General features: G+C 66.5%; 22 protein-coding genes. 8 read left to right on the top strand and 14 right to left on the bottom strand.

The window, feature by feature from the left end:
- Nucleotides 1-127: 127 nt before the first annotated feature.
- The 4 genes from AXYL_RS13525 (at nucleotide 128) to AXYL_RS13510 (ending at nucleotide 5,592) form a co-directional block, all read left to right on the top strand.
- Nucleotides 128-1,882: a PAS domain S-box protein gene (locus tag AXYL_RS13525; RefSeq protein ID WP_013393358.1), complete on the top strand. Its 1,755-nt coding sequence runs from the start codon at nucleotides 128-130 to the stop codon at nucleotides 1,880-1,882.
- Nucleotides 1,879-2,505 (top strand): response regulator transcription factor, encoded by a 627-nt coding sequence (locus AXYL_RS13520; protein WP_013393357.1) that lies wholly within the window; start codon nucleotides 1,879-1,881, stop codon nucleotides 2,503-2,505. The genes AXYL_RS13525 and AXYL_RS13520 overlap by 4 nt, the downstream gene beginning before the upstream one ends.
- Nucleotides 2,502-3,353, top strand: a complete 852-nt coding sequence (gene folD, locus AXYL_RS13515) for a bifunctional methylenetetrahydrofolate dehydrogenase/methenyltetrahydrofolate cyclohydrolase FolD (RefSeq protein WP_013393356.1) — start codon at nucleotides 2,502-2,504, stop codon at nucleotides 3,351-3,353. The genes AXYL_RS13520 and folD overlap by 4 nt, the downstream gene beginning before the upstream one ends.
- 172 nt (nucleotides 3,354-3,525) lie before the next feature.
- A complete protein-coding gene (locus tag AXYL_RS13510; RefSeq protein WP_013393355.1) occupies nucleotides 3,526-5,592 on the top strand; it encodes a M3 family metallopeptidase in 2,067 nt (688 codons plus the stop codon).
- A gap of 53 nt (nucleotides 5,593-5,645) precedes the next feature.
- Here AXYL_RS13510 and AXYL_RS13505 read toward each other — a convergent pair whose 3' ends face one another.
- Complete coding sequence (locus tag AXYL_RS13505) at nucleotides 5,646-6,401, bottom strand: class I SAM-dependent methyltransferase (RefSeq protein WP_013393354.1); 756 nt, start codon at nucleotides 6,399-6,401, stop codon at nucleotides 5,646-5,648.
- A 247-nt stretch (nucleotides 6,402-6,648) separates the two neighbouring features.
- On the opposite strand from AXYL_RS13505, the gene AXYL_RS13500 reads away from it, so the two are divergent.
- Together AXYL_RS13500 and AXYL_RS13495 are read left to right on the top strand one after the other, a co-directional pair.
- A complete protein-coding gene (locus AXYL_RS13500; protein WP_013393353.1) occupies nucleotides 6,649-7,263 on the top strand; it encodes an SCO family protein in 615 nt (204 codons plus the stop codon).
- A 134-nt stretch (nucleotides 7,264-7,397) separates the two neighbouring features.
- Entirely contained in the window at nucleotides 7,398-7,649 is a 252-nt protein-coding gene (locus tag AXYL_RS13495) for a GlsB/YeaQ/YmgE family stress response membrane protein (protein WP_013393352.1), read from the top strand.
- Between the two features lie 70 nt (nucleotides 7,650-7,719).
- On the opposite strand, the gene adeC is transcribed toward AXYL_RS13495, so the two are convergent.
- From adeC to AXYL_RS13480, 3 genes are read right to left on the bottom strand one after another with little or no spacing between them, the layout of a single operon-like run.
- Nucleotides 7,720-9,186 carry an AdeC/AdeK/OprM family multidrug efflux complex outer membrane factor gene (gene adeC / locus AXYL_RS13490; RefSeq protein ID WP_013393351.1) on the bottom strand — a complete coding sequence of 489 codons (1,467 nt, stop codon included), beginning with the start codon at nucleotides 9,184-9,186 and terminating at the stop codon, nucleotides 7,720-7,722.
- Nucleotides 9,183-12,365, bottom strand: a complete 3,183-nt coding sequence (locus AXYL_RS13485) for an efflux RND transporter permease subunit (RefSeq protein WP_013393350.1) — start codon at nucleotides 12,363-12,365, stop codon at nucleotides 9,183-9,185. The genes adeC and AXYL_RS13485 overlap by 4 nt, the downstream gene beginning before the upstream one ends.
- 17 nt (nucleotides 12,366-12,382) lie before the next feature.
- A complete protein-coding gene (locus AXYL_RS13480; RefSeq protein ID WP_013393349.1) occupies nucleotides 12,383-13,564 on the bottom strand; it encodes an efflux RND transporter periplasmic adaptor subunit in 1,182 nt (393 codons plus the stop codon).
- A 271-nt stretch (nucleotides 13,565-13,835) separates the two neighbouring features.
- On the opposite strand from AXYL_RS13480, the gene AXYL_RS13475 reads away from it, so the two are divergent.
- Nucleotides 13,836-14,741, top strand: a complete 906-nt coding sequence (locus AXYL_RS13475; protein ID WP_041655497.1) for a LysR family transcriptional regulator — start codon at nucleotides 13,836-13,838, stop codon at nucleotides 14,739-14,741.
- Nucleotides 14,742-14,808: 67 nt separating this feature from the next.
- On the opposite strand, the gene AXYL_RS13470 is transcribed toward AXYL_RS13475, so the two are convergent.
- From AXYL_RS13470 to AXYL_RS13430, 9 genes are all read right to left on the bottom strand, one after another.
- Entirely contained in the window at nucleotides 14,809-15,540 is a 732-nt protein-coding gene (locus AXYL_RS13470) for a pseudouridine synthase (protein WP_013393347.1), read from the bottom strand.
- A 37-nt stretch (nucleotides 15,541-15,577) separates the two neighbouring features.
- Entirely contained in the window at nucleotides 15,578-17,077 is a 1,500-nt protein-coding gene (locus AXYL_RS13465; RefSeq protein ID WP_013393346.1) for a M81 family metallopeptidase, read from the bottom strand.
- A 33-nt stretch (nucleotides 17,078-17,110) separates the two neighbouring features.
- Nucleotides 17,111-17,746: an ANTAR domain-containing response regulator gene (locus AXYL_RS13460; RefSeq protein WP_013393345.1), complete on the bottom strand. Its 636-nt coding sequence runs from the start codon at nucleotides 17,744-17,746 to the stop codon at nucleotides 17,111-17,113.
- 2 nt (nucleotides 17,747-17,748) lie between these two features.
- Nucleotides 17,749-18,912, bottom strand: a complete 1,164-nt coding sequence (locus AXYL_RS13455) for a transporter substrate-binding domain-containing protein (protein WP_013393344.1) — start codon at nucleotides 18,910-18,912, stop codon at nucleotides 17,749-17,751.
- A 61-nt stretch (nucleotides 18,913-18,973) separates the two neighbouring features.
- Entirely contained in the window at nucleotides 18,974-19,690 is a 717-nt protein-coding gene (locus AXYL_RS13450; RefSeq protein ID WP_013393343.1) for an ABC transporter ATP-binding protein, read from the bottom strand.
- Nucleotides 19,687-21,507, bottom strand: coding sequence for an ABC transporter permease subunit (locus tag AXYL_RS13445; protein ID WP_013393342.1), 1,821 nt, complete (start codon nucleotides 21,505-21,507; stop codon nucleotides 19,687-19,689). The genes AXYL_RS13450 and AXYL_RS13445 overlap by 4 nt, the downstream gene beginning before the upstream one ends.
- Nucleotides 21,500-22,333, bottom strand: coding sequence for a branched-chain amino acid ABC transporter permease (locus AXYL_RS13440; protein ID WP_013393341.1), 834 nt, complete (start codon nucleotides 22,331-22,333; stop codon nucleotides 21,500-21,502). Before AXYL_RS13440 ends, AXYL_RS13445 begins: the two co-directional genes overlap by 8 nt.
- A gap of 53 nt (nucleotides 22,334-22,386) precedes the next feature.
- Nucleotides 22,387-23,553, bottom strand: a complete 1,167-nt coding sequence (locus AXYL_RS13435) for a substrate-binding protein (protein ID WP_013393340.1) — start codon at nucleotides 23,551-23,553, stop codon at nucleotides 22,387-22,389.
- Nucleotides 23,554-23,593: 40 nt separating this feature from the next.
- On the bottom strand, nucleotides 23,594-24,484 hold the full coding sequence (locus tag AXYL_RS13430; RefSeq protein WP_013393339.1) for a nitrilase family protein: 891 nt from the start codon (nucleotides 24,482-24,484) through the stop codon (nucleotides 23,594-23,596).
- A gap of 289 nt (nucleotides 24,485-24,773) precedes the next feature.
- On the opposite strand from AXYL_RS13430, the gene AXYL_RS13425 reads away from it, so the two are divergent.
- Nucleotides 24,774-25,394, top strand: a complete 621-nt coding sequence (locus tag AXYL_RS13425) for a chorismate--pyruvate lyase family protein (RefSeq protein ID WP_013393338.1) — start codon at nucleotides 24,774-24,776, stop codon at nucleotides 25,392-25,394.
- Nucleotides 25,395-25,404: 10 nt separating this feature from the next.
- On the opposite strand, the gene AXYL_RS13420 is transcribed toward AXYL_RS13425, so the two are convergent.
- Entirely contained in the window at nucleotides 25,405-26,265 is an 861-nt protein-coding gene (locus AXYL_RS13420; RefSeq protein WP_013393337.1) for an isocitrate lyase/PEP mutase family protein, read from the bottom strand.
- Nucleotides 26,266-26,268: the final 3 nt, after the last annotated feature.

Below are 26,268 nucleotides of genomic sequence, written 5' to 3'. Positions count from 1 at the left end.
AAAATTTAAAGCCAGCTGAACGGTTTGGCGTCATACTTTTACGCAGGTACTCCAAAAGGACGAGTCGAATCCCGGCAAATCCCTGCCAACACGCACTAAAATGCGCGGTCTATCCGGCCCGAATTCCATGTCCAGCGCGCCCAAGTCCAATATTCCTACGCCGTTCCACGATCACGCCCGCACTCGCCGACGCGGGGTGTACTGGGTCACGCCAGCAATGGTGCTGATCCTCTATATCTGTGTGATGGCGGTGTTTTTCTGGCTGCAGCGCATCCATGACGACAGCGTCATGTTTGTCACCATCGACCAGGAAATGCGCCAGCAGCGCCTGATCTGGGTGGTGCTGGCCCTGTCCTGTGTGATCGTCATCAGCCTGCTGATGCTGTGGCGCTATACGCGCTTCCGTTCGGCGGCCGAGGCCGCCCTGATCGCCGAAACCGGATTCCGCCGCGCCATGGAGAACTCCATGTCCACCGGCATGCGCGTGCTCGACATGGAGGGCCGCATCGCCTATGTGAATCCGGCGTTCTGCCGCATGATCGGCTGGAACGAGGCTGACCTGATCGGCCGCAGCCCGCCCTTCCCTTATTGGGTGCCGGGTCGCCACGAGCAGCACCAGCACACCCTGGACGTGCTGATGTCCGGCAAGACCCCCAGCAGCGGCCTCGAAGTCGAGGCGCAGCGCCGCGACGGGTCGCGCTTCACGGCGCGCATGTACGTGTCGCCCCTGCTGGACCCCAATGGCAACCAGATCGGCTGGATGACCTCCATGACCGACATTACCGAACCCAAGCGCATCCGCGAGGCCCTGACGGCCGCGCACGAGCGTTTCATGACGGTGCTGGAAGGCCTGGATGACGCGATTTCGGTCACCGCCGACACCCACGACGGCCTGGAACTGCTGTTCGCCAACCGCACCTACCGCCGCGTGTTCGGCGCCCAGACCGGCGGCCACGACGAGCTGCTGGCCGGACGCCGCGGCCGCTTCACCGACGAATCCGTGGAAGTCTTCGCGCCCTCGGTGCAGCGCTGGTTCGAAGTGCACCATCGCATGCTGGCCTGGACCGACGGCCGCCGCGTGCGCATGCAGGTGGCGCGCGACATCACTGAACGCCGCGTCCATGAAGAGGCCTCGCGCGTGCAGCAGGAGAAGATCCAGCTCACCAGCCGCCTGACCACCATGGGCGAAATGGCCTCGTCGCTGGCGCACGAACTGAACCAGCCGCTGACCGCCATCGCCAACTACAGCATGGGCGCCGTCGCCCTGGTCAAGGCCGGCCACACCAGCCCCAACATGCTGCTGCCGGCCCTGGAAAAGGCTGCCTCGCAGGCCGAACGCGCGGGCAAGATCATCAGCCGCATCCGCGAGTTCGTGAAGCGCAGCGAGCCCCGCCGCCAGCGCGTCGCGATCAGCCGGATTGTCGACAACGCCATCGGCTTCGCCGAGATCGACGCCCGCAAGCGCCGCATCCGCATCGACCGCTTCGTGCCGTCGAACGCGCCGGACGTGCTGGCCGATCCCATCCTGATCGAGCAGGTGTTGCTGAACCTGCTGAAGAACGGGCTGGAGGCCATGGAAAAGAGTGAATCCGACGAGCTCAAGGTCGCCGTGATCCTGCATGAACAGCACATCGAGGTCGCGGTGGTCGACCGCGGCCACGGCCTGGCCGAACCCGAGCGCCTGTTCGAACCCTTCTTCAGCACCAAGACCCAGGGCCTGGGCATGGGGCTGAATATCTGCCGTACCATTATTGAATCGCACCATGGTCGCCTGTGGGCGGATCCCAATCCCGCCGGCGGCACCATTTTCCGCTTTACCCTGCCCTGCGCTGCACCCCAGTCGCAGGCCCAGAACGATCAGTCCGAGGAGTTGCACGCATGAACACGCCCCACCTGTCGAGCACGGTTTTCATTGTTGACGACGACGAAGCGGTCCGCGATTCGCTGCGCTGGCTATTGGAGGCCAATGGCTATCGCGTTCGCGCCTACGCCAGCGGCGAATCCTTCCTTGAAGACTATGACGCCAGCCAGATCGGCGTGCTGATCGCCGACGTGCGCATGCCCGGCATGAGCGGCCTGGAACTGCAGGAACAGCTGCTCGCCCGCAATGCCCCGCTGCCCATCGTGTTCATCACCGGCCACGGCGACGTACCGATGGCTGTGTCCACCATGAAGAAAGGCGCGGTCGACTTCCTGGAAAAGCCGTTCAATGAATCCGATTTGCGCGAGATCGTGGCGCGCATGCTGGAGCAGGCCACGCAGCGCGTGAGCAAGCACCAGGCCCAGAAAGACCACGAAGCCATGCTGGCGCGCCTGACCGCGCGCGAGCAGCAGGTGCTGGAGCGCATCGTCGCGGGCCGCTTGAACAAGCAGATCGCCGACGACCTGGGCATCAGCATCAAGACCGTAGAGGCGCACCGCGCCAACATCATGGAAAAACTTGAAGTGACCACCGTAGCTGATTTGATGAAAGTGGCCTTGGCCAAACCCGAGGCGACGGCATGACGGCAAGGATTATCGACGGCGCGGCCCTGTCGGCGTGCATTCGCGAAGAAGCGGCCCAACGCGTTGCGGCCCTGGCCGCCAAGGGCACCCGCCCCGGCTTGGCCGTGGTGCTGGTGGGTGAAGACCCCGCCTCCCAGGTGTACGTCCGCAACAAGGTCGCCGCCTGCGAAAAGGCCGGCCTGCATTCCGTCAAGGAACAGTACCCCGCGGACATGACCGAGGCCGAACTGCTGGCCCGCATCGCCATCCTGAACCAGGACCCGACCATCCACGGCATCCTGGTGCAGCTGCCGCTGCCCAAGCACATGGACTCGCACAAGGTCATCGAGGCCATCGCGGCCGAGAAGGACGTGGACGGTTTCCACATCAGCAACGCCGGCCTGCTCATGACCGGCCAGCCCCTGTTCCGCCCCTGCACGCCCTATGGCGTGATGAAGATGCTGGAATCGGAAGGCGTGACGCTGCGCGGCGCCGAAGCCGTGATCGTGGGCGCCAGCAATATCGTCGGCAAACCCATGGCGATGCTGCTGCTGCAAGCCGGCGCCACCATCACCATTTGCAATTCCAAGACGCGCGACCTGGCGGCCCAGACCCGCCGCGCCGACGTGCTGGTGGTCGCCACCGGCAAGCCCGGCATGATCGATGGCTCGATGATCAAGCCTGGCGCCGTCGTTATCGACGTGGGCATCAACCGCGGTGCCGACGGCAAGCTGTGCGGCGACGTGGACTTCGCCTCGGCCAAGGAAGTGGCCGGCGCGATCACGCCCGTCCCCGGCGGCGTGGGTCCCATGACCATCGCCATGCTGCTGGTCAACACCATCGAAGCCGCGGAACGCGCCGCCGGCTGAACCAGGATGGACGCAGCGCCGGGGAATCAGGTTCCGCGGCGCTGCCTGATCGGTCAGGCGCGCCAGGCAGCGACGTTTTTTGCACCTGCGCCGCCCTGGCCACACCCCTCCCGCTTGCATTCCCCGGAATCGCCCTTATCTGATTCCTGTACTCATTCCTGCCGCTACCGCCATGTCCCAGAACCCCCTGCTCGCCCCTGTTTCCGACCTCGTCGACTATGCGGCCGTCAAGCCCGGACACATCGTGCCCGCGGTCGAGGAACTGCTGGGCATCGCCCGCCAGGCCGTGGACCGCGCCGCCGACCCCGCGCTGGCGCCTACCTGGGACGCCGTGGTGGAACCGCTGGATACCGCCTCGGAACGCCTGTGGCGCGCCTGGTCGGTGGCCGGCCACCTGAATGCCGTGGTCAACACGCCGGAATTGCGCGAAGCCTATAACGCCGCCCTGCCCCTGGTGACCGAATTCTCGACCTGGGTCGGCCTGCACGAAGGCCTGTACAAGCAGTACCAGCGCCTGGCCGCCGCCCCCGATTTCGCGTCGTGGACGCCGGTGCGCCGCCGCATCGTGGAAATGGCCCTGCGCGACTTCCGCCTGAGCGGCGTGGAACTGCAAGGCGCCGACCGCGAACGCTACGCCGCCATTTCCGACCGCGAGGCCCAGGCTTCACAGAAGTTCTCCGAAAACGTGCTGGACTCGATCGACGCCTGGTCGCTGCTGGTCGACGATGAAGCCCGCCTGGCCGGCATCCCGGCCGACGTGCGGGCCGCCGCCCGCGCCGCCGCCGAGGAAGACGGCAAGCCGGGCTGGAAGCTCACGTTGAAGATGCCGTGCTACCTGCCCGTCATGCAGTACGCCCAGGACCGCACACTGCGCGAGGCGCTGTACCGCGGCTACGGCACCGTGGCGTCGGAACACGGCGACGGCAAGTTCGACAATTCGCCCCTGATCGAGGAACTGCTGGCCCTGCGCGCCGAAGAAGCCGGCCTGCTCGGCCTGGGCACCTTCGCCGCGCTGCGCCTGCAGACCCGCATGGCCCGCGATGCCCAGGAAGTCACCGTATTCCTGCGCGACCTGGCCGCGCGCGCCAAGCCTTACGCCCAGCGCGACCTGGCGGAACTGAAGGCCTACGCCACCGGCGAACTGGGCCTGGACGACCTGCAGCCCTGGGATGTGGCCTACGCCTCCGAGCGCCTGCGCGAATCGCGCTACGCCTATTCCGAAGACGAGGTGAAGCAATACTTCACCGAACCGCGCGTACTGTCCGGCCTGTTCGAGGTCATCGAAACCTTGTTCGACGTGCGCCTGGCGGAAACGCCGGTGTCGTCCTGGCACGGCGACGTGCGCGGTGTGCGCGTGGAAAACCCCAAGGGCGGACTCATCGGCTATCTGTACCTGGACCTGTACGCCCGCGCCGGCAAGCAGAGCGGCGCCTGGGTCGACAGCGAACGCACGCGCCGCGTCGTGGCTGGCAAGGTGCAGACGCCCATCGCCTACCTGACCTGCAATTTCTCGCGCCCCAACGGCGACAAGGCCGCCGTCCTGACGCACGACGACGTCATCACGCTGTTCCATGAAACCGGCCATGCGCTGCACGCCCTGCTGTCCGAAGTGGACGAACCCGGCGCGGCGGCCTTCGCCAGCGTGGAATGGGACGCCATCGAACTGCCCTCGCAGTTCATGGAGAACTTCTGCTGGGAATGGGCAGTGGTGCAGAAGCTGTCCGCCCACGTCGACACGGGCGAGCCCCTGCCGCGCGCGCTCTACGACCGCCTGGTCGCCGCCCGCAACTACCAGAGCGGCATGCAGACCGTGCGCCAGATCGAGTTCGCGCTGTTCGACATGCTGATGCACGACCGCGCCCAGGGCGCCTCGATTGCCGAAGTGCTGGCCCTGCTGCAGGAAGTGCGCCAGGAAGTGGCCGTGCTGTTCCCGCCAGCCTGGCACCGCCTGCCGCATGCCTTCTCGCACCTGTTCGCGGGCGGTTACGGCGCGGGCTACTACAGCTACAAATGGGCGGAGGTGCTGTCGGCCGACGCCTACGAAGCCTTCGAGGAAGCGGCGGCGCGCCAGGCTGGCAACGCCCTGGGTACGCTGGATCCCGAAACCGGCGCGCGCTTCCGCCGCGAGGTGCTGGCCGTGGGCGGCTCGCGCCCGGCGGCTGAATCCTTTGCCGCCTTCCGCGGACGCGCCCCGCGCATCGACGCCCTGCTGCGCCACAGCGGCATGACGCCCGCCTGAGCGGCGCGCCCCGTGCGCAAGCCGACGGCCCGCCCTGGCGGGCCGTTTTCTTTCTATCCGCCAACGGCGTCGGCAACCGGCCGGCGCGCCGACATCACCAGCCAGCGGCCATGCACGGACTGGTCGGAGCCGGCCTGCTGCCAGTAGCGGCGGCTTTCCTCGTCTTGCGCCTGCCTGAGCCGGCGCCCGTAGTACAGCCGCGACGGCACCGCCAGCACATGCTCCACCATGCGCTTGGGCTTGTGCTCGTCCACGTCGTGCAACGTGATGTCCGTAAAGCCGTAGTGCTTGAGCAGCAGGTGCAGCTGCGGAAAGCTCCAGGGGAAGTAGGTGATGTAATCCTCGCCGCGCTGCCGTCCCACCATGGGCCGGAACCCGGAATGGAAGCCGCGCAGCAGGAACTGCAGGCGCGAACGGAAGTACCAGGTATTGGGCGTGGTGATGATCAGCGTGCCGCCCGGCCGCAGCGCGCGGTGGAAGCTCTGCATCAGCACGCCGGGATTGGTCAGCAGATGGATCGCTTCGCAGCAGACCACGGCGTCATAGGCAGTGGCCACCGTCAGCGGCGTTTCCAGGTCGTGCTCGCTTAGCTGGCGATAGCCGCCGCCAGCCTGCGGAAACTCCCACAGTCCCACGCCGTCGATATCGACCTGCCGGCCGCTGGCGGCGGGCAGCATGTCGCCCAGCCAGCCCAGTCCGCAGGGCGCGTCCAGCACCGAGTCCGCCAGGCGGCTGCGCAGGAGGTCGAGCACGACGGGGTAGTACGGGTAGTAGGGATAGCCCAAGGAATTCCTGACCGGCATGTCCATGTGTGGCGCCTCTGGATGCTGAAATCTGACACGGCCCTGAATGTAGCGGGAGCCAGGCGCCGGATCAGGCGATTTCGCCACTTCCCAACAATAAACAGACAAAGCTTTACAAGTGGGCCAGGCGGTCGCGGCGCCATGGCTTGCGCCAGGACAAGGCGGTCCCAAATCCTCGCCCTCGCCACGCTCCGCCCCACCCGCGCCTTGCGGGTAGAATCAAAAGGTTTACCCCCTACCGGCCCTTGGACTCATGCGACACCTCATTTCCGGCCGCGCCCTGCGCAGCCTGCTGTTGACCCTGTGCGTGTTTCTCGCTGCCTGCGGCGACAGGAACGTCGACTGGACCCTGTACAACGTCAAGGGACACCTGCCCGACCTGAAGTTCTCGCTGCCCGGCGCGGGCGGCAAGACGATCAGCAGCGACGACCTGAAGGGCAAGACGGTGCTGCTGTTCTTCGGCTACGCCAGTTGCCCGGACGTCTGCCCCACCACCATGGCGCAGTTGACGGCCGTGCTGCAGAACCTGGGCGACAAGGCCCGCGATGTGCGCATCCTGTTCGTCAGCGTGGACCCGCACCGCGACACGCCGGACATCCTGCAGGCCTACGTCAACGCCTTCAACAACAACGCCATCGGCGTGACCGGCGATGAAAAGCAGATCGCGGACCTGGCGCGCCGCTATCGCGTGGCCTACCAGATCGAGAAGCCGCGTCCGGGCGACGACGCCGATATGTACGAAGTCACGCACAGCCGCGGCGTGTATATATTCGACAAAGATGGGAAGGCGCGATTGCTGGCTTCGGACACCGACAGCATCGAGGCCATGACCAAGGACGTGCGCCAGTTGATCGATCTGACGTCCTGAACGTCGAGGGGGGGCCGCGCGCGGCGGAATGTTGCCCGCGCGCGCCATACACCAGTTGTTACAGCCGCTGTGCGCGGGGCGTGAGTATCATCTAGCCACACTGCCCCCTTTTACTTCCAGCAAGGAGTACGCGCATGAGCATCATCATCATGATCATCGTCGGGTTCGTCGTGGGCCTGATCGCCCGCGCCATCATGCCCGGAGACCAGAACATGGGGATCATCATGACCACCATCCTGGGTATCGTCGGCTCGGTCGTTGCCGGCTTCCTGGGCCAGTCCCTGGGCTGGTACGCACCGGGCGAACCGGCAGGCTGGATCGGGTCGGTCGTCGGCGCGATCGTCGTGCTGTTCGTGGTGGGCCTGATCGCCAAGAAGCGCGCCTGACGCCCTGCTGGATCAGGAATGCAAACGGGCCGATCTTTCGATCGGCCCGTTTTTTATTGCCCGCCCGCCCTTACTGCTGAGCCTGGGCGGTCACGGTGCGTTCGGTCCAGCCGCCGCCCAGCACCTTGTACAAGGTGACCAGGTTGGACAGCCTGGCCCGGCGCGTATCGACCAGGGCCTGCTGCGCGGTGTACAGCGAACGCTGCGAATCCAGCACGCTCAGATAGTCGTCGATGCCTTGGCGGAAGCGCTGGTCCGACGCGTCGTAGGCGCGCTGGTTGGCGGCCACCAGAAGCTGCTGTGCCTGGATCTGCTCGTCCAGCGTGCCGCGCCCGGCCAGGGCGTCCGCCACTTCACGGAAACCTGTCTGGATCGACTTCTCGTACTGCGCGACCTGGATGTTCTTCTGCACCTTGGCCAGATCCAGGCCGGCGAGCAGCGAGCCGCCAGCGAAGATCGGCACGGTGATCTGGGGCACGAAGCTCCAGGCGCCCGAACCGCCTTCGAACAGGCCGCCCAGGCTGGCGCTGGCGGTGCCGGCCGAGCCCGTCAGGCTGATGGTCGGGAAGAACGCCGCGCGCGCCGCGCCGATGTTGGCGTTGGCGCCCTTCAACTGGTGCTCGGCCGCGCGGATGTCCGGGCGGCGGGCCAGCAAGTCCGACGGCAGGCCAGCGGGCAGCGTGGTCGGCAGCATGCCGTCGTCCAGCCTGACCGCGTTGTCCAGCGCCGCCGTCATCTCGGGCGACAGCGGCTGGCCCACCAGCAGGACCAGCGCATTGCGGTCCTGCGCGGCCTGGCGCGTGTACTGCGACAGGTTGCGCTCGGCGGTGCGCAGCGACACTTCCGCCTGGCTCAGGTCCAGCGACGTCGACAGGCCCTGGTCGTAGCTCTGCTGCGTGAGCTTGAAGGAATCCTGCTGGCTCTTGAGCGTCTCGCGCGTCAGGCTCAGCAGTTCCTGGTCGGCGCGCAGGGTCAGGTAGGCGTTGGCCACTTCGGCGATCAGCGTCAGCTGGGTCGCCGTGCGGGTTTCATCCAGCGCCAGATAGGATTCCAGCGCCTTGTCGCTCAGGCTGCGGATACGCCCGAACAGGTCCAGTTCCCAGGCCGACATAGCGGCGCCGACCTGGTAGCTGTGGCTGGTGGTGGCGCGGCCGCTCGGGCTCAGGTCGGCCGGCGAACGCTGGGCCGATTCCTGGCCGGCGATGCCGACGCTGGGCATCAGGTCGGCGCGCTGGATGCGGTACTGGGCCCGCGCCGCTTCGACGTTCAAGGCCGCCACGCGCAGGTCGCGGTTGTTCGCCAGCGACTGTTCGATCAGCTGTTGCAGCAGCGGATCCGAACCGAAGAAATCGCGCCAGCCGATGTCGGCGGTCAGCAGGCCGCCCGCGTCGGCGGGCTGGGCCGCCTGGTAGGACGGACCCGTGGGATAGGCCGTGTCGACCGGCGCATCCGGCCGTTCGTAGGTGGGGGCCAGCGAGCAGCCCGCCAGGGCCGCCGCCAGGGAAACAGACAGCAAGGTTCTCATCGGGAATGTCATTGCGGTTGGCCCTCCGTCGAGACGCCCTGCGTGCCATGGGCACTGGTGTCGTGCTCGTCGACGTTTTCGCTCATGCGCTTGACCTTGAAGACGCGCAGCATGATTACGAAGAAGGCCGGAACGAAGAAGATGGCCAGGAAGGTGCCGGTCAGCATGCCGCCGATCACGCCCGTGCCGATGGCGTTCTGGCTGCCCGAACCCGCGCCCGACGAGATCGCCAGCGGCGTCACGCCCAGGATGAACGCCAGCGACGTCATCAGAATGGGACGCAGGCGCTGGCGCGCGGCGTGGATGGCCGACTCCGTCAGGCTGGCGCCCTGCTCGTAGTGCTCCTTGGCGAACTCCACGATCAGGATGGCGTTCTTGGCCGCCAAACCGATGGTTGTGAGCAGGCCCACCTGGAAGTACACGTCGTTGGACAGGCCCCGCATCATGGTGGCGAGCAAGGCCCCGATGATGCCCAGCGGCACCACCAGCATCACCGCCGACGGGATCGTCCAGCTTTCGTACAGCGCCGCCAGGCACAGGAACACCACGATCAGCGAAATGGCGTACAGCGCGGGCGCCTGGGCGCCGGACAGGCGCTCTTCGAACGACAGGCCGGTCCATTCAAAGCCCACACCCACCGGCAGCTTGGACGCCAGGTTCTCCATTTCCGCCATCGCCGCGCCCGAGCTGTAGCCCGGCGCCGCCTGGCCCTGGATGTTGTACGACGGCACGCCGTTGTAGCGGTTCAGCTTTTGCGGACCGTAGCTCCAGGTGGCCTTGGCGAACGCCGAGAACGGCACCATGTCGCCCGCCTTGTTGCGCACGTACCATTTGTTCAGGTCTTCCGGCAGCATGCGCGAGGAAGCCTCGCCTTGCGCGAACACCTTCTTCACGCGGCCGCGGTCGATGAAGTCGTTGACGTAGGACGAGCCCCAGGCCGTGGCCAGCGTGCTGTTGATGTCCGAGACCGCCACGCCCAGGGCGCGCGCCTTCTCGCGGTCGATGTCCAGCTGGTACTGCGGCGCGTCTTCGATGCCGTTGGGGCGCACGCCCTGCAGGACCGGGCTCTTGGCGGCTTCGCCCAGCAGCTGGTTGCGCGCGGCAAGCAGCTTCTCGTGGCCCACGCCGGCGCGGTCCATCAGTTGGAAGTCGAAGCCGGTGACGTTGCCCAGTTCCATCACGGACGGCGGCGGCACCACGAACAATTGCCCGCGGCGCTCCGTCTTGCGGAAGTGCGCGTTGGCGCGCTGCGCCACGGCGCCGGCCTTGAGGCGGGCGTCGCCGCGTTCTTCCCAGTCGCGCAGCTTGATGAACAGGATGGACGCGTTCTGGCCGCGGCCGCCGAAGTTGAAGCCGTTGACCGCGAACACCGAGGTGACGGCGTCCTTTTCCTCGGTCAGCAAGTACTTGGTGGCGTCGTCGATGACGGCCTTGGTGGCTTCCGCCGTGGCGCCGGCGGGCGTCTGGATCTGGGCGAACAGAATGCCCTGGTCCTCATCCGGCAGGAAGGCGGTCGGGATGCGGGTGAACATCCAGCCCATGGCAAGAACCAGCGCCAGATAGATCACCATCAGGCGCTTGCTGCGGTTCAGGCCGCGCGCGACGGTATTGGCGTAGCCGTTGCTGCTGCGCTCGAAGCTGCGGTTGAACCAGCCGAAAAAGCCCTTCTTGGCGCCATGATGGCCCTTGGGGATGGGCTTGAGCAGGGTCGCGCACAAGGCCGGCGTGAACACGATGGCCACGATCACGGACAGCACCATGGAGGACACGATGGTGATCGAGAACTGGCGATAGATCACGCCCGTGGACCCGCCGAAGAAGGCCATGGGAATGAACACGGCCGCCAGCACCATGGCGATGCCGATCAGGGCGCCGGTGATCTGCGACATGGACTTGCGGGTCGCCTGCTTGGGCGACAAGCCTTCTTCTGCCATCACCCGCTCGACGTTTTCCACCACCACGATGGCGTCGTCGACCAAGAGGCCGATGGCCAGCACCATGCCGAACATGGTCAGGGTATTGATGGAATAGCCGAACGTCGCGAGCACGCCAAACGTGCCCAGCAACACCACCGGCACGGCCAGCGTGGGAATGATGGTGGCGCGGAAGTTCTGCAGGAACAGGTACATCACCAGGAAGACCAGGATGATGGCCTCGATCAGCGTCTTGAACACTTCGTGGATCGACAGGCTGACGAACGGCGTGGTGTCGTACGGATAGACGACGTCCATGCCCGGCGGGAAGTACGGCTTCAAGTTGTTGATGGTGTCGCGCACCGCCTGCGCCGTGTCCAGCGCGTTGGCGCCCGGCGCCAGTTTGACCGCGAGGCCCGAGGCCGGCTTGCCGTTGTAGAAGCTGTCGATGGCGTAGGTCTGCCCGCCCAGCTCGATGGTGGACACATCGCCCAATCGCACTTGCGAACCGTCGGCGTTGACCTTGAGCAGGATGCGGCCGAAGTCTTCGGCCTTTTCCAGGCGCGACGGCCCGATGATGGTGGCGTTCAGTTGCTGGCCGCGCACGGACGGCAGGCCGCCGAGCTGGCCGGACGACACCTGCACGTTCTGTTCCTTGATCGCGGTCACCACGTCGACCGTGGTCAGGCCGTAGTTGACGAGCTTGGCCGGATCCAGCCAGATGCGCATCGCGTACTGCGAGCCGAACAGCTGGAAGTCGCCCACGCCCTGCGTGCGGCTGATGGGGTCCTGGACGTAGGAGGCGACGTAGTCGGCCAGGTCGTCCTTGGTCATCGAGCCGTCGGTGGACACGAAGCCCGCCACGATCAGGAAGTTCTTGGTGGCCTTGGTGACACGGATGCCCTGCTGCTGCACTTCCTGCGGCAAGAGCGGCTGGGCCAGCGCAAGCTTGTTCTGCACCTGGACCTGCGCGGTATCAGGGTTGGTGCCCTGGGAGAAAGTCAGAGTGATGGACATGCTGCCGTCGGAGTTGCTTTCCGACGAGATGTACTGCAGACCGTCCAGGCCGTTCATCTGCTGCTCGATCACCTGCACCACGGTGTCCTGCACGGTCTGCGCGGACGCGCCCGGGTAGGTCACCGCGATGCCGATGGCCGGCGGCGCGATGTTGGGGTATTGGGAGACCGGCAGCTTCAAAATGGACAGCGCGCCGGCCATCATCAGCACGATCGCGATCACCCATGCGAAGACTGGTCTATCGATAAAAAACTTTGCCATGCAAGGCTCCCTGACTACTACTGCTTGGCCGCCGCGGCGGCTGCTTGCGGCTGCTGCGCCGGCTGTGCGGCGGCGCTGGCTTCGGTGGCGACCACTTCAGCCCCCGGGCGCACCATCTGCAAGCCTTCCACGATGACCTTTTCGCCGGCGGCCAGGCCGTCGGTGACCAACCACTTGTCGCCGATGGCGCGGTCGGTCTTCAGTTCACGCAATTCGACCTGGTTCTTGGCGTTGACCACCAGCGCCGTCGGAATGCCGCGCTGGTTGCGCGTCACGCCACGTTGCGGCACCAGCAGGCCGTCGGCAGCCACGCCGTCGGCCAGGCGGGCGCGCACGAACATGCCCGGCAGCAGGCGGCGGTCCGGGTTGGCGAACACCGCGCGCAAGGTCACCGAGCCCGTGCCCTGGTCCACCGTGACTTCCGAGAACTGCAGCTTGCCCGGCTGGCTGTACTGCGACCCGTCTTCCAGGGTCAGCGTCACCAGCGCGGCCTGCTCGCCATCGGCCTTCTTCAACTGGCCGCTGGCCAGCGCGTTCTGCAGGCGCAGCAGTTGGACAGTGGATTGGGTCACGTCGACGTAGATGGGATCGATCTGTTGCACCGCAGCCAAAGCCGTGGTCTGGTTGGCCGTCACCAGCGCGCCTTCGGTCACCGCGGAACGGCCGATGATGCCGTCGATGGGCGACAGCACCTTGGTGTAGACCAGGTTGATGCGCGCCGTGTCCAGCGCCGCCTTGGCCGACAGCACGTCGGCAGCCGCCTGGTCGCGCGCGGCGACGGCGTTGTCGTAGGTTTGCTGGCTGACCGCGCGGGTGGCGACCAGCGGCTTGTAACGCTCGGCCAGCAGCGCAGCGGTCTTCTGCTGCGCCTGGGCGCGCGCCAGGGCGGCCTTCTGGCTATCCAGGCTGGCCTGGTAGAGGGCGGGATCGATCTGGTAGAGCTGCTGGCCCGCCTTGACCTCGCCGCCTTCCGTAAAGAGGCGCTTCTGGACGATGCCGTTGACCTGGGGACGCACTTCGGCCACGCGGAATGGCGAGGTGCGGCCGGGCAGTTCGGTGGTCAGCGAAACGGGCTGCGTGGCGAGCGTCACGACCGTTACCTGGGGTTTGCCCGCCTGGGGAGCGTCTTGCTTCTTGCCGCAAGCGGCCAGCGTGAGAGCCGATGCCGTCAGCGTGACGACCGCAGCGCTGCGCCACATAGCGCTTTTCTTATCCATAGATTGCATTCCCGATTTCAACAAAAAAAAGCCCGCCCCGGATCGCGTATGAGCGTTCCGTGCGCATCGATGGGGTGGATTTGCCTCGAACACGCAGGCTGGGCTTTGTCGCATTGCTGCATTGCAGAACTCGCATTCTGAGTTATCCCGCCCGAGAAACAAAGGGGCATGTTGAGAAAACATCATTCCATTTATGGGACAATGGCCATACCCTTGAATATGACAAAATTCGGCCATGAAACGCTTGCAAGGCATGGAACTTTTCGTCGAAGTCGCTAAAACGCGCAGTTTCAGCCGCGCGGCGGTGATATTGGGCATTCCAAAGTCGACCTTGTCCCGCCAGGTGGCCGAACTGGAGCGGTCCGTCGGCTTGCGGCTGCTCAGCCGCACCACCCGCAAGGTCGAGCTGACCGACGCCGGGCGTCTGTACTTCGAACGCTGCCAGCGCATCGTGGCCGAGGCGCAGATCGCCCACGAAGAACTGCAGAAGCTGGTCGACACGCCGGCAGGGCCGCTGCGGGTGAACATGCCCGCGGATTTCGGCACGGACTTCCTGGCTGAATCATTCATGGAATTTTCCCGCCGCTACCCCGACGTCACGTTTTTCCTTGATCTGGCCAATCCGGACCACGCGCAGCGCGTGTTCCAGACCTGCGATATTTCGATCGAAATCGGCGAACTGCCCGACTCGTCACAGATTGCAAGACTGCTGGGCATGCTGCCGGCCCATCTGTACGCCTCGCGCGAATACCTGGAAAAGCACGGCGAACCGCTGCATCCCAGCGACTTGACCCGGCATGAATGCATAGAGTTCCGCGCCAAGGGCGCCGGACAAGTCACGCCCTGGCCTTTGACCGACGGCCGCCAACACATCGAGTTCACGCCGGGCAACCGCTTTTCCGTCAACGGGGTCGCCATGGCGCGGCGTCTCGCCATCCTGGGCGCAGGCATCGTGGTGCTGGTGGGCGGCCAACAGGCGGAACAGCAGTCCGGCCAGTTGCAACGCGTGCTGCCCGACTGGCAATTGGGTCCGCTCCCGGTCTATGCCGTGACAGAGACGCGGCTGCTGCCCGCCAAGACCAGGATCTTCATCGAATTCCTGATGGAGCGCCTGGGCGACATGGGGCAGGCGAAGAATACTCCCGCTTTCATGAAATAAAGGGGAGTCGGAAACAGACTGAAAAATCTAGGACTGGCCGACAACACCTGTCGACCAGATCGGCTAATCAGAAGCGCTCGTCCTCGCGCAGATAGCGCCACTGCCCCAGCGGCAGGTCGCCTAGCGACACCCGCCCGATGCGCACACGCTTCAGGCCTATCACCTTCAGGCCGACCAGCTCGCACATGCGGCGGATCTGGCGCTTCTTGCCTTCGCGCAGCACGAAACGCAGCTGGTCGCTGTTCTGCCAACGCACCTGGGCCGGCTTGAGCGCTTTGCCGTCCAGGGACAGGCCGTGGTTCAGCAGCGCCAGCCCGTTGTCGGACAGATTTCCCTGCACCCGCACCAGGTATTCCTTGTCCACGCTGGAGTCTTCGCCGATCAGGTGCTTGGCGATGCGGCCGTCCTGCGTCAGCACCAGCAGGCCTTGCGAGTCGATGTCCAGGCGGCCGGCCACGGCCAGCCCGTCCAGGTGCGCCCGCTCGAAACGCTGCGGCGCGCGGTCGCCGGCATAACGGGAGCGGGAGTCGATCAGGGCCACGGCGGGCGTGTAGCCTTTTTCGGCCTGGCCCGACACGTAGCCCACCGGCTTGTTGATCAGGATGGTGACGCGCGAGGTCTGGCGCGCCTGCGCGGCGCGCTCCAGCGTGATGACCTGGTCAGGGTAGGCCCGGGCGCCCAGTTCGGACACCACCACGCCGTCGACCCGCACCCAGCCGCGCTCGATATAGGTGTCGGCCTCGCGGCGCGAACACAGGCCACGCTCGGACATGAGCTTGGAGATACGTACTTTTTCCATGGCCGGTATTGTATGCGGACGCCATGCGGCCGCTGCCTCAGGCCGCCGGATCGTAATCCGAAGGCGCCATGGGCTCCAGCGGATGGAGCGGCCGGCTGCGCCGCTGGTAAGGAAACAGCGCGAAATCCGAGCTGGTGACGCCCGCGCTGGCGCATTCCACCAGCGCCTGGGAGATGGGTTCGAATACCGGCCGGCAATACATGCGCGACTTCACCAGCACAAAGCGGGCCTGGCGCGGATCCAGCCCCATGCTCTCGAACACGCCCAGGTCCCAGGGTTCGTGGGTTCTCTCGGTGATTACCAATTGCGCGGCGCCTATGTCCAGCACCGCGCTGCGGCCCATGCACGCCGTCTGCCCGGTGTAGGTCGGGCCGGTGATGACATATTCGCCATCGGTCACTGCGCGAACCACCCCGCGCAGCAGCACGGGCGCCGCCGGGCGGCCAATGGCGGGAATCGGCCGCTTATTGCCCACTGGCAGCTCGACTTCGCTGCCCTCTCCCGCCGCGGCCAGCGCCTGGACGGCTTCGGGATCGCAGTACAGCCCCGCGATGATGCCTGTCAGGCCCGCGGCGATTGCCGCCATCAGCACCTCCATGGTGTCGCAGGTGCCGCCGGACATGCAGTTGTCGCCATGGTCCAGCAGGAGCACGGGCTTATCGGCGCCACGGGCCAGTTCGGCTGCGCGAGCCAGTGACTCGCCCAGGGGCTCGCTGTCGTAGAAGTAACCGTCGCGCTCGGCCCAGATGGTCTCCGCCATCTCGCTTGCGACCCGTTCCGCCTGCTCTTGCCCTCCCGAGCCCACCACGACCACGCTCAGGCACGGATTGGGAATGTCGGCCAGGGCGAAGCCCGCCAGCACGGAGACGCCCAGCGCCCCGTCCGCTTCCGCCCGCCGGGCGGCCTGCACCGCATTGCGCATGGCTCCCTGGGCAGTGGCGCTGCGCAGCGTATGCGTCATCAGCGGCAACCGCCGCCACGCCATGACCGGGCGCGGGCCGCCGTTGAGCCAGTCATACAGGATGCGCCCGGCGTGCTCGCCGGTCTCGTACATGTCCACGTGCGGATAGGTCTTGAAGCTGACGATCACGTCGGCGTTGGCCATCATCTTGGCTGTGACGTTGCCGTGCAGGTCCAGCGCCACCGCGATGGGCACATCCGGCGTGCGCCGCCGCAGGCGTTCCAGCAGGTCGCCTTCCCCATCGTCGGTGGTCTCGGCCACCATCGCGCCGTGCAGATCAAGCAGGATGGCGCCACAGCCCTGCGCGCCGGCGACGATGGCGTCGCACAGCTGGCTATAGGCCTCCGCCGACACCCGACCGCTGGGATAAGCGGTGCCGGACACCGGCGTGACCACGGTCGCGCCGTTGGCCTCGGCGATATCGATGAAGGCCGACATGGCCGTGCGCTTGCCCTTGTTTTCCGCGTAGGCCTGGGCGCCGAAAGCGGGACCGTCATTGCCGAACGCGGACAGCGGCGTGGGCACCGGCGAGAACGTATTCGTCTCGTGGTTCAGGCGGGCGATCATGACCTTCATTGTCCGGCTCCTCGGCATGCGCATTCAGTGCGTTCAGTTGTTCTGGGGCGGCCCCGGGCGCAAGGCCCCCAGGCCGAGTTTTTCCATGGCCTCGCTGGCCTCGATGATCATCGCGGCCACTTCCGCCACGCTCACGCGCAGGCCCGTCGCCCGGGTCCGCATGTGCTCATAGGCCGCGCGCTCGTCCAGGCGCTGGTGGTCCATCAGCACGCGGATCGCCTTTTCGACGACGCGCCGCGCCTTTATCGTGTTTTCCAGCTTGTTGATCTTGGACTGCTGGCGGCCCTGGAACTGCTTGGCCGAGCGCGCCAGCACCAGCGTGCTGAGCACGCCCGCCGAGCGGAACGGCCGTGTCAGCACGCCATGCGCGTTGGTCTTGAGCAGCTGCTTCAAAGTGGTCGGGGTTTCGTACTCGGACAAGGCGATCAGCGTGGCCTCGACCTCGCTGGCGGTCCAGGCGGCGCTGTTGCGGCCGCACTGCGACACCTGGAAGAAGATGACGTCCACCCCGGCGGGCGGCCCATCCGGAAACGGCCAGTGCAAATGGATGCGGCAACCGATGCGCTTGAGTTGCTCGACCAGCAGGTCGCGGTCCTCGCCCGGCGGATACACCACGGCGACGGCCACACTGCGCAGGTCCTCATAGAGGCGGCGTAGGCTATGGTCCATGGCTATTTCAACCAAAACTCGTCCAGTCCGAATGCGGTGAGGTACGGGTCTGGCTTCACCGGTTCGTCGCTTTCCCAGACGATGTCGAAGCGCCCGTCCTCCCGGCACACGCCGATGCGCGGCGTCAGCACGCTGTGATTGTTCTCCGCCAGCACGGACATCTGCCCGTCTGGCGCGTCGAACTGCACCTGGTGCACCGCCTGCACCAGCTTGCGGGTGTCCATGCTGCCCACGCGCTGCAAGGCGCGCGCAAACAGGTGCATCTGGCTATAGCAGGTCTCTGCATAGACGCTGGCGGGATGGTCGCCGAAGCGCTCGCGCCAGCGAGCCAGGAAATGCGCGTTGGCGGGCGTGTCCACCGTGTTGAAGTAAGTTGCCGCGGTGATATGGCCGACGCAACGCTGCGGCCCGATCTCCGCCACCTCCGATTCCGCCATCGTCAGGCTGGCGATGGGGATATGCGAGGCGGCCGTGCCTTCCGCCTGGCAGGCCTCGTGGTAGCGCTGGTAGAAGCGCTGCGCGTCGGCGCCGATAAGGGTGGAGAACACCACGTCGGGCTGGATGCGGCGGATGTCCGCGACAACATCGTTGATTTCGCTGTCATCGCAGCCCAACGGCAGATAGGTTTCGTCCAGGATCTCGCCGCCGTGTTCCTCGACGGTTTCGCGCATGATGCGGTTGGTCTCGCGCGGATAGATGTAGTCCGCGCCCACCAGGAAGATGCGCGAGCCGCAGTTCTGGATCAGGTAGGCCGCCAACTGCATGCTGCCCTGGTTGGGCGCCGCGCCGGTGTAGATGACGTTGGGCGAGTATTCGAAGCCTTCGTACACCGAGCCGTACCACAGCAGGGAATTACTGCGCTCCACCACCGGCAGCATGGCCTTGCGGCAGTGCGAAGTGCAGCCGCCGAAGATGACGCTGACTTCATCGTCCAGCAGCAGGCGCGCCGCCAGGCGGCGGTATTCCTCGGCGTCGCTGCGCGGGTCGTAGGCCACTGGCGCCAACGGCCGGCCCAGCACGCCGCCCAGTTCGTTGATTTCTTCCACCGCCAGCACCGTGCCGAAGAAATGCTGCGATTCCGTGGTGCCGGTGACGCCGCTGCGCGAATACAGCACGCCGATGCGCCAGCCCGGCCGCTCCGCGTCCTTGTCCTGGGGCGTAGTCATGATGGAATCCTTGTACGGATACTGCGCGCGTGCGTCATGGTGAATTCGGGCCGGATGGCGTTCATACTTTGAGATGAGCAATGATATTGCCCGCCGCCTCGGACGCGCCAGCCTCGCCTTCGTCGACGATGCTGCCCTGCTTGAGCACCAGGTAGCGGTCGGCCACGTCCAGGGCGAATGCCACGTTCTGCTCCACGATGAACATCGTCGTGCCGTGCCGTTCACGCTCCCAGTTCAGCGCGCGGCCCAGGCGCTCGATCACCGAGGGCTGCAGCCCTTCCGTGATCTCGTCCAGCAGCAAGAGCGCGGGCCGCTGCATCAGCCCGCGCGCCACCAGCAGCATTTTCTGCTCTCCCCCCGACAGGGTGCCGGCGTGCTGGCGCAAGCGGGTCGTGAATACCGGAAACAGCTCGGCGATCTCGGCAAAGCGTTCATCGAAGAGCTGCTCGCGCGGCAGGCCCAGGCGCAGGTTGTCGCGGATGCTAAGGTCGGGAAACAGCGGCTGCTCCTGGGCCGCGTAGGCCACGCCGCAGCGTGCCACTTCGTGCGGCCGCAGCCGGGTCGCGTCCACCCCGCCCACGCTGACGCGGCCCCGCTGCTTGGGCAAATAGCCCATGACCGTCTTGAGCAAGGTGCTCTTGCCCATGCCGTTCTTCCCCAGCAGGGCCACGCACGTGCCGCGCTCGACCTCAAGCGACACGTCGTGCAGCACCATGGCCCTTTTGTAGCCGCTGGACACCTCTTCCAGGCGCAACGCCGGCGCCGCGATGGTCGTCATTGCCCTGCTCCTTGCGCGGCCTGCGCGCTGCCGGCGTAGATGGTGCGCACCAGTTCGGATTCCACGACCTCGCGGAATCCGCCGTCCATGACGATGCGGCCCTGGTGCAGGACCACGATGCGTGTCGCGATTTCCTTGACGAAATCCAGGTCGTGCTCCACCAGCAGGCAGCACAGGCCGTAGCGGTGCGCCAGCGACGACAGCACGTGGCCTATCTGCAGGCGCTCGGCCTTGCTCAGCCCGGCAGTGGGTTCATCCAGCAGCACGATGCCCGGCTCCAGCGCCAGCACCATCGCCAGTTCCAGCGCCTGCTGCTGCCCGTGCGACAGGTCGCGCGCCACGCTGTCCAGGCATTGGTCCAGGCCCGTCACGCGCAGCGTCTCCAACGCATAGGGCGGCAGCTCCAGTGTGGGCGCGCGGCGCCACCACGACGGCGTCTCGCGCAGCGTGGTGGCGATGCGCAGGCTTTCGGCCACGGTCAGCGTGTCGAACACATTGGCGTTCTGGAACTTGCGGCCCAGCCCATGGCGCACGCATTGCTCCGGGCCATCGCGTCGCACCTCGTGGCCATAGAGTTCCAGCCTGCCCTGGGACCGTTCGGCGCCGTCCGCGATGCAGCGCATCAGCGTGGTCTTGCCGGCGCCGTTGGGGCCGATCAGCCCGACCAGTTCGCCACCGCTGGCTTGCAGGTCTATACCTTCCAGCACCTTGAGGCTGCCGAAGTGCTTGGACACGCCCGCCAGGCTCAAGGCGCGGGCCGAGCCGCCCGCTTGCCGGGGCGGCACGGCCCGTTCGCCCAGTACGGGCGCGGCCCCCTTCGCTGCCCGTCCGCGCCAGGGCGCCGTCAGCAGGGGCAGGAGCCCGCGCGGCAACAACAGGATCACCAGGACGAAGGTCACGCCCAGCAGCAGTTGCCAGACGAACGGTATGTTGCCGCTGAGATAGGAACCCGCGACATTGATGAGGATGGCTCCCAGCACCGGCCCCCAGATGGTGCCGCGTCCGCCCAGCGCCACCCAGATGATCAGCTCCGTGCCGAAGACGAAGCCCGTGAGCTCGGGCGCCACCACGCCGCTGAACGCGCCGTAGCCAAAGCCCGCCAGGCCGGCCACTGCGCCGCAGGCCACCAGCAGTGCAATGCGCCAGTGCGCGGTGTTCAATCCCAGATAGCTGCAGCGCGCCTCGTTGTCGCGCAGCGCCACCAGAATACGGCCGCCATCGCTGCGCACCACCACCCAGGCCAACAGCGCCACCACAGACAGGCCGCCCGCCGCGATCACATACCAAGCCTCCAGGGACAGGTCGAAGGTCTCGTAGCCGGTCAGGCCGGACGACGATCCGGTAAAGGTCCCGCCAGATAGCACCAACTGCATCAGCACGATAGGCAGCACCAGCGAGATCACCGTGGCGAAGAACGGCGAAGCGCCGCGGTAGAACGACAGCCAGCCGGTCACCAGCGCCAGCAGCGCCGCGGCGCCCACGGCCGCCAGGGCGGCCAGCGCCGCTATCGCTGGCGAGAATCCGTAGTGCGTAAAGGCCAGACCCGCGGCATAGGCCCCCACGCCGAAAAAGGCGGACTGGCCGAAGGTCAGGTAGCCGGTGTAGCCCCACAACACGTCCACGGTCACCGCCGCCACGGCAAAGAACAGCGCCTTGATCAGCACGTTCAGCATGTAAGTATCGAACAGCCAGGGACCCGCCGCCGTCAGGACCAGGCACAGCCCGGCCAGGCCCAGCAGGCTGCGGCTGCGCGAGGTCCGCGCAGAATCGGCGGCGCCGCCGGCCAGCGTCTGTTGAGTCAATGCGCGATCAGTCATGGGCGAATCCTTGGGGACGCAGGCGCAGCGTCAGCGCGGCCAGCACGGCGATGGTGACGCCGCCCAGGATCGGGCTGACGTAGACGCTCACCAGCACCTGGCAAGCGCCATAGACCAGGCAGGTCAACAGCAGCGCGGTAATCGAATGACCCGACACCATCACCAGCATGAAGGCGCTGACGAGCCAGGGCAATCCCATGTTCGGATCGACGCTGGACAGCGGCGTGATCAGCGCGCCAGCCAGCGCTCCCAGCCCCGCGCCCAGGCCGAAAGTGGTGAAGCGGATTCGCTCGGCGTTGATGCCCAGGCCGCGCGCCAGGTCCTCATTCATGATCACCGCCCGCGTCCGCACGCCGAAGCGCGTGCCGCTGAGCAGCAGCGCCATCGCGGCATATATCAGCAGCGCCGCTGGCAACAGGAACAGCCGGTATGCCGAATACTCGATGCCCAGGAAGGACACGGCGCCATGGATGGGCGAATCCGCGAATTTCACTTCGCGCCCGAACGCCATGGTGATGAGCTGGCCGATCACGATGCCCAAACCCCAGGTAGCCAAGATCGCATCCAGCGGCCGCTTGTACAGCGGCTGCACGATCAGACGCTCCACGCCCATGCCCACCAGCACGCCCACCGCCAGGGCGAACGGCAGCGCCAGCCAGGGATTCAGCCCCAGCTGCGTCACCACCAGGCTGGCATAACTGCCCAGGGTGAGAATCGCGCCATGCGCGAAGTTGACGATCTTCATCACGCCAAAGATGATCATCAGCCCGGCCGTCACGATGAACAGCATGGCGGCCGTGCTCAGGATGTCCAGCAGCAAACCCATATCGGTCTCCGGCGCCGCCGGCATGGCCGGCGGCGCGTGTCATGACGCAATCGTCACTTCAAGTCGGGGCATTGCGCGCCCGGATCGACTTTGTCGAAGGTCTGCAGGATCTTGATGGAGCCGTCCTGCTGCACCTGGCCCAGGCGCATGGTCAACGCCGCGTGGCGCTGGCGGTCCATCGTCACGGGGCCGCGCGGGCCGTCGAACGTGACCGCGCTCAGCGCCTGCACCACCTTGGGCGCATCGGTGCCGCCGGCCTTTTCGACCGCCGCCTTGTACAGGTAGAAGGCTTCATACTGCGGCGCGGAGAATTCGTTGGCGGTCTTGGCGTCGTTGCCGAACTTCGCCTTCAGGCCGTCCAGGAATTTTCGGTTCTGCGGCGTGTCGATGCTGGTCAGATACGAGGCCGACATGTACATGCCCACCGCCGTATCGCCCATGGTCTTGGCGGTACCCTCGTCGATCGCCAGGTTGCCGTAGGGCATGGACAGGCCCGCCGCCTTGACCTGCTTGGCCAGGCTGACATTGGGGCCGCCGCCGGCTGTCGAACTGATCAGCGCGTCCGGGTTGGCTGAGCGTATCTTGGACACCACCGGCGTCCAGTCGGAGCCGTCGATCGGCAGGTACTCCTCGCCCACCACGCGCCCGCCCTGCTTTTCGATGTATTCCCGCGTGAACTTGAGCATGCCGCGGCCGAAGGCATAGTCGCTGCCGACCAGGAAGAAGGTCTTGGCCTTGCGGTCCTGCATGAAGTGATCGACCACCGGCGCCACCTGCTGCTCGGGCACCCAGCCGTTCACGTGCAGCCAGCGGTTGCAGGAGCGCCCTTCGTAGAACGAGGTGTAGATATAGGGCACCTTGCCGCGCGACACGATGGGCAGCGCGGCATTGCGCGCCGCGCTGGTTTCCATGGCGATGATGGCGTCGACCTTCTTCTGGAACACCAGCGTGTCGTAGGCCTTCTGCGCGCCGACCGCGCCCGAGGCGTCGTCGGCAATCTCCAGCACGATCTGGCGGCCCAGGATGCCGCCAGCCGCGTTGATCTCGTCGGCGGCCAGTTGCGAGGCCTGCACCACGCCAGGCGCGACCACACTGTTGGCGCCGGACAGACCGACCGGCACGCCGATGCGCAGCGGTTCCGCGGCATGGACGCCGCCCGCGGCGGTAAGCAGTGCGATAAACGACAGGCGAATGCGGCAGCTATTGAATAGGCTCTTCATGGGTTTTCTCCTTGGGGGGGAAACGGCCGGGGACCGTCGCTTAGCGTTGCCGCGGATTTGCGGCGGCGCCCAACTGCTCGTCATAGATATCGCGGCGCCTGTCGCGCAGCACGTGGTTGAAATCGTTCAATTGGCGCGCCCGGCGCGAGGCCGGCACGTCTATGGGCGCCAGCAGCACCTCTTCCTGATCGATGCTGGCCGGTCCTGCCGCCATCCAGCCCTGCGAACCCACGATCAGGCTGCGACCCACGAAGGGCTGGCCGCGCTCGGTGCCGACACGGTCGGCGCAAACCACCGTCAGACCGTTGCTGTGGGCGCCGCTCATGGTCAGCGCGTGGGCCATGACGGGTCCGTCGCGCGTCTGTCCCGGCATCGGCACCCAATTGGTCGGCACCGCTACGATGTCCGCGCCGCGCACCGCCAGCAGCCGGTAGACCTCGGGAAACCAGCCGTCGTAGCAAATGGCCACGCCGATGCGGCCCAGCTCGGTGTCGAACAGCGGCAAGCCCAGGTCGCCGGCCTCGAAGTACAGGTTCTCATCGCCCCACAGATGCAGCTTGCGGTAGGTGCCCAGATAGCCCTCCGGCCCCGCGATCAGCGCGGAGTTGTAGAGTCGCCCGCCCGCGCGCTCGGCGATGCCCGCCACCAGATAGATGCCCAGACGCTGCGCCAACGCGATCCATGCCTGCGAGCTGGGGCCTTCCGGGACCGCTTCGGCCAAGGCATGGGCTTCCTCGCGGCTTTCGAACATGTAGCCCGTATTGGCCAGTTCCGGCAGTACCACCAGCCGCGCGCCCTGGGCCACGGCCAGCTCCACCAGTTCGACGGAACGGGCGATGTTGGCGGCGACTTCGCCAATCGCGGGCTCCATCTGCACGCTGGCCACCCAGGTCACGGAGGCGGGGGAACGTTGCGGATCCGACGCTTGCATGCGAACTCCATATTCAGAAATTGAAAACGAAAAAGCCCCCGACCACGCATTGCGTGCAAGTCGGGGGCTTCTATAGCCAAGACTGTATGTTCAGGCAGCAATCATTGCTGCGGGGTACTGCGAGCCGTTCTGGTCAATGTTGACCGTGTGCGAATGATAGGGAGACGCGGGTTCCTGGGACAATAAGTGCTTTCCCGGACGACGGACAGGCCCGCCGGCCCGCGCCACTTGGCGCTGCGTCATTGCGACGCATTGGGCCGTTCCGCCCGGCTTGGCATAATACGCAGCCATGAGCAAACCCGCAGCACACCATCCCCCTCTTGCCGCAGGCTGGCTGGCCAGCGCGCCGCCCATCCTGCCCCCTGCCCCGCGCCATTGGCTGTTCCGCCCTGGCGCGCTGACCGCCGGTTTGCGCCAGGTCGGCCAGGTGCGCCTGCGCGTGCTGGCCGAGTACGCGGATGGCGCGCCGCCGGACGAAGCCCGGGCGATGGGCATCGCGCCCGGCACGCCAGTATGGATCCGCGAGGTGCTGATGTCGGTGAACGGCGTGGACAGCGTGCCCGCCCGCAGCCTGACGCCGCTGCGCGCGTCGCACGGCGCCTGGCAAGGCATGCGCCGCCTGCTGACCCGCCCGCTGGCGGACATGCTATACCACGACAGCACGGTGGTGCGCTCGCCGTTCGCCTGCCGCCGGCTGGCCGCGCCGGTGCCGTTCCATGCCACAGCGCTGGGCGTGTTGCCCGCCGGGCAGCGCGATCCGGACGCCGGCCGCATCTGGGCGCGCCGCTCGGTGTTCTGGCGCCAGGGCCAGCCGCTGCTGGTGGCCGAATGCTTCCTGCCGGCGTTCTGGCAACTGGTCGCCGACCAGCCGGTGCCACCGCTGGTGCCGCACCAGCGCACGCCGCGCTGAGGCGGCGGCCTCAGCCCTCGTAACGGCGCCCGCGCTCCAGCAGCTCGGGCGTGCCGATCACGGCGTTCAAGCCGTCGAAATCCAGCATGCCCTCGCGCCACGGCGCGGTGGTGCCGTGCGCGCGCAGGCTGGCGTAGTAGCCCTGCAAGGTGTGCGCCACAGCGCGCGCCGTGCCGCCCGGGAAGATGACGATGCGGAACCCCAACGCGGTCAGGGCATCGGCGCTTTGCACCGGGGTCTTGCCCCCCTCCACCATATTGGCCAGCAGCGGCACGCGCTGCGCAAAGCGGCTGCATGCCGCCTGCATCTGTTCGGGCGTGCGCAGCGCCTCGATGAAGAGCGCATCGGCGCCGGCTTCCAGATACGATTCCGCCCGGTCCAGCGCAGCCTCCAGCCCTTCCACCGCCAGCGCATCCGTGCGTGCCAAGATCAGTGTCGACGCATCGGTCCTTGCATCCACCGCGGCGCGCAGCTTGCCGCGCATCTCGGCGGCGGGAATCACTGTTTTGCCGTCCAGGTGGCCGCAGCGCTTGGGAAAGGTCTGGTCCTCCAGCTGGATCATGGCGGCGCCGGCGCGCTCCAGGCCGCGCACCGTGCGCTGCGTGTTCAAGGCGTTGCCGAAGCCCGTGTCAGCGTCCACGATGACGGGCGTGGCGACCCGTTCGGTAATGCGGGCCAGCGTGTCCTCGACTTCGCTGTACGTGGTCAGGCCGATGTCCGAGCGGCCCAGCCGCGTGTATGCGATCGACGCGCCGGACAGGTACAGGGCGCCAAAACCCGCCTGTTCGGCGATCAGGGCGGACAAGGCGTCGTAGACGCCGGGAGCCAGCACGGCGCCGCCGGCCAGCTGTGTCTTCAGGGTTTGCTTCATATC

Source organism: Achromobacter xylosoxidans A8, assembly GCF_000165835.1.
Taxonomy (GTDB): Bacteria; Pseudomonadota; Gammaproteobacteria; order Burkholderiales; family Burkholderiaceae_B; genus Achromobacter; species Achromobacter xylosoxidans_B.
This window is presented reverse-complemented; position numbering and strand designations above follow the sequence as displayed.